A 241-nucleotide genomic window follows, 5' to 3' on the forward strand; every position below is an offset into this window, starting at 1 on the left:
TTTTCCGTTATATTCAAATTGAATCCAGTCATTTTGTACTTGGTGTGTTGTTTCGATTACATCATCTTGTTTCAACTTACCAATGATCTCTGAATCTGTATTTGCTCCAGCTCGTACGTTTAGTACGTTTGTTGTTACAATCGTTTCTGCTTTAGCAGATGTTGTGAAAATCCCAAGACCAAAAACCGCTGCTGTTGCTATACCCATAAATTTTTTCATAATAGCCTCCATTGCATTTGTT

General features: G+C 35.7%; 1 protein-coding gene. It reads right to left on the reverse strand.

Annotated features, from left to right (window positions below; translation table 11 throughout):
• A partial coding sequence (locus MR113_RS27885; protein ID WP_242257518.1) for an SH3 domain-containing protein occupies positions 1-241 on the reverse strand: 241 nt, incomplete at both ends.

Origin of the sequence: Bacillus cereus group sp. BfR-BA-01379 (assembly GCF_022663605.1) — a bacterium.
Taxonomy (GTDB): Bacteria; Bacillota; Bacilli; order Bacillales; family Bacillaceae_G; genus Bacillus_A; species Bacillus_A mobilis.